We start from the raw sequence: 3,393 nt of genomic DNA, 5'->3' as shown, positions 1-3,393 counted from the left end.
TCGTTCTTTAACAATCTGGAAGAAGCACAACGAAATGTACTTATCAAGTACTCGACGCAAGTCGAAGAAGATAAGTACGGGTTGTGATTGCATTATTTTGTTCCAAGTTCTCAAGACTGGGGTGAATAACCTCAGACTGCTTTGAAACTTATGAACGGCACAAACGCTAATACTCAGGTCCTATAGCCTACAGCGTTATAGGATCAAGCGACTAAGTGCATATGGTGGATGCCTTGGCGATCACAGGCGATGAAGGACGTAGTAGCCTGCGAAAAGCTACGGGGAGCTGGCAAACAAGCTTTGATCCGTAGATGTCCGAATGGGGAAACCCACCGCAGCAATGCGGTATCCCTAGCTGAATACATAGGCTAGTGGAAGCGAACCGGGTGAACTGAAACATCTCAGTAGCTCGAGGAAAAGAAATCAACCGAGATTCCGAAAGTAGTGGCGAGCGAAATCGGAAGAGCCTTTACGTTTTAGCACGCAAGATAGTCGAACGGAATGGAAAGTCCGGCCGTAGCAGGTGATAGCCCTGTAGGCGAAATCTTGTGTGTGGAACTAAGCGTAAGACAAGTAGGGCGGGACACGTGAAATCCTGTTTGAAGATGGGGGGACCATCCTCCAAGGCTAAATACTCGTGATCGACCGATAGTGAACCAGTACCGTGAGGGAAAGGCGAAAAGAACCCCGGAAGGGGAGTGAAATAGATCCTGAAACCGTATGCATACAAACAGTAGGAGCCTCCTTGTGGGGTGACTGCGTACCTTTTGTATAATGGGTCAGCGACTTACATTCAGTGGCAAGGTTAACCGAATAGGGAAGCCGTAGCGAAAGCGAGTCCGAATAGGGCGATTCAGTCGCTGGGTGTAGACCCGAAACCAGATGATCTATCCATGGCCAGGTTGAAGGCACGGTAACACGTGCTGGAGGACCGAACCCACTAATGTTGAAAAATTAGGGGATGAGCTGTGGATAGGGGTGAAAGGCTAAACAAATCTGGAAATAGCTGGTTCTCTCCGAAAACTATTTAGGTAGTGCCTCAAGTATTACTGCGGGGGGTAGAGCACTGTTATAGCTAGGGGGTCATGGCGACTTACCAAACTATGGCAAACTCCGAATACCCGCAAGTACAGCTTGGGAGACAGAGCACCGGGTGCTAACGTCCGGACTCAAGAGGGAAACAACCCAGACCGCCAGCTAAGGTCCCGAATTATCGCTAAGTGGGAAACGAAGTGGGAAGGCATAGACAGTCAGGAGGTTGGCTTAGAAGCAGCCATCCTTTAAAGAAAGCGTAATAGCTCACTGATCGAGTCGTCCTGCGCGGAAGATGTAACGGGGCTAAGCGATAAACCGAAGCTGCGGGTGTGCACTTTTAGTGCACGCGGTAGGAGAGCGTTCTGTAAGCCTGCGAAGGTGGCTTGTAAAGGCTGCTGGAGGTATCAGAAGTGCGAATGCTGACATGAGTAGCGATAAAGGGGGTGAAAAGCCCCCTCGCCGTAAGTCCAAGGTTTCCTGCGCAACGTTCATCGGCGCAGGGTGAGTCGGCCCCTAAGGCGAGGCAGAGATGCGTAGCTGATGGGAAACTGGTTAATATTCCAGTACCGTCGTACAGTGCGATGGGGGGACGGATCGCGGAAGATCATCAGGGTGTTGGATGTCCCTGTTGCTGTATCGAAGATGGCGCTTAGGCAAATCCGGGCGCGTAAATCAAGGGTATGGCACGAGCGAGCATTGCTTGCGAAGTGATTGGAAGTGGTTCCAAGAAAAGCCTCTAAGCTTCAGCTGTGCGAGACCGTACCGCAAACCGACACAGGTGGACGGGATGAATATTCCAAGGCGCTTGAGAGAACTCAGGAGAAGGAACTCGGCAAATTGATACCGTAACTTCGGGAGAAGGTATACCCCGGTAGTGTGAAGCGCCTGCGCGCTTAGCATGATGGGGTCGCAGAGAATCGGTGGCTGCGACTGTTTATTAAAAACACAGCACTCTGCAAAGACGAAAGTCGACGTATAGGGTGTGACGCCTGCCCGGTGCCGGAAGGTTAAGTGATGGGGTGCAAGCTCTTGATCGAAGCCCCGGTAAACGGCGGCCGTAACTATAACGGTCCTAAGGTAGCGAAATTCCTTGTCGGGTAAGTTCCGACCTGCACGAATGGCGTAACGATGGCCACACTGTCTCCTCCTGAGACTCAGCGAAGTTGAAGTGTTTGTGATGATGCAATCTACCCGCGGCTAGACGGAAAGACCCCATGAACCTTTACTGTAGCTTTGCATTGATCTGTGAACCGGCCTGTGTAGGATAGGTGGGAGGCTTTGAAGCGTGGTCGCTAGATCACGTGGAGCCATCCTTGAAATACCACCCTGGTTTGTTTGCGGTTCTAACCTTGGTCCGTTATCCGGATCGGGGACAGTGCATGGTGGGCAGTTTGACTGGGGCGGTCTCCTCCCAAAGTGTAACGGAGGAGTTCGAAGGTACGCTAGGTACGGTCGGAAATCGTGCTGATAGTGCAATGGCATAAGCGTGCTTGACTGTGAGACTGACAAGTCGAACAGGTGCGAAAGCAGGACATAGTGATCCGGTGGTTCTGAATGGAAGGGCCATCGCTCAACGGATAAAAGGTACTCTGGGGATAACAGGCTGATACCGCCCAAGAGTTCATATCGACGGCGGTGTTTGGCACCTCGATGTCGGCTCATCTCATCCTGGGGCTGTAGCCGGTCCCAAGGGTATGGCTGTTCGCCATTTAAAGAGGTACGTGAGCTGGGTTTAAAACGTCGTGAGACAGTTTGGTCCCTATCTGCCGTGGGCGTTGGATACTTGACGGAGCCTGCTCCTAGTACGAGAGGACCGGAGTGGACGTACCTCTGGTGTACCGGTTGTCATGCCAATGGCATTGCCGGGTAGCTAAGTACGGAAGAGATAACCGCTGAAGGCATCTAAGCGGGAAACTCGTCTGAAGATTAGGTATCCCGGGGACTTGATCCCCCTAAAGAGTCGTTCGAGACCAGGACGTTGATAGGTCGGGTGTGGAAGCGCAGTAATGCGTTAAGCTAACCGATACTAATTGCTCGTGAGGCTTGATCCTATAACACTGATGGTTATTGACCTGGTGATATAGCGTTCCAAGTGTCGTTCAATACAAAATCTGGCTGCACCGTCGGCAGCCAGCCAACACCAATTACATCCCCCTGTGCATGATCATCGAGCTAGCCTCTGATCATCACACGTTGTGTTTCTTCCAAGATTGGAGCCGTTGCCTAACCGCAGCTGCTCAACCAGTTACGCCTGACGACCATAGCAAGGTGGTACCACTCCTTCCCATCCCGAACAGGACAGTGAAACGCCTTCGCGCCGATGATAGTGGACGGACGTCTGTGAAAGTAGGTCATCGT

2 rRNA genes are annotated in these 3,393 nt (G+C 51.7%); both read left to right on the top strand.

The annotated features are described in order from the left end of the window. Positions 1-201 precede the first annotated feature (201 nt). Positions 202-3,086, top strand: a 23S ribosomal RNA gene (locus HG262_RS30790). 199 nt (positions 3,087-3,285) lie between these two features. Then, positions 3,286-3,393 (top strand): 5S ribosomal RNA (rrf, locus tag HG262_RS30785); the annotation flags it as partial.

It is taken from the genome of Achromobacter sp. Bel, assembly GCF_012928505.1.
Lineage (GTDB): Bacteria > Pseudomonadota > Gammaproteobacteria > Burkholderiales > Burkholderiaceae_B > Achromobacter.
The sequence above is the reverse complement of the archived record's forward strand: the minus strand, read 5'-3'. Positions and strand labels throughout refer to the sequence as shown.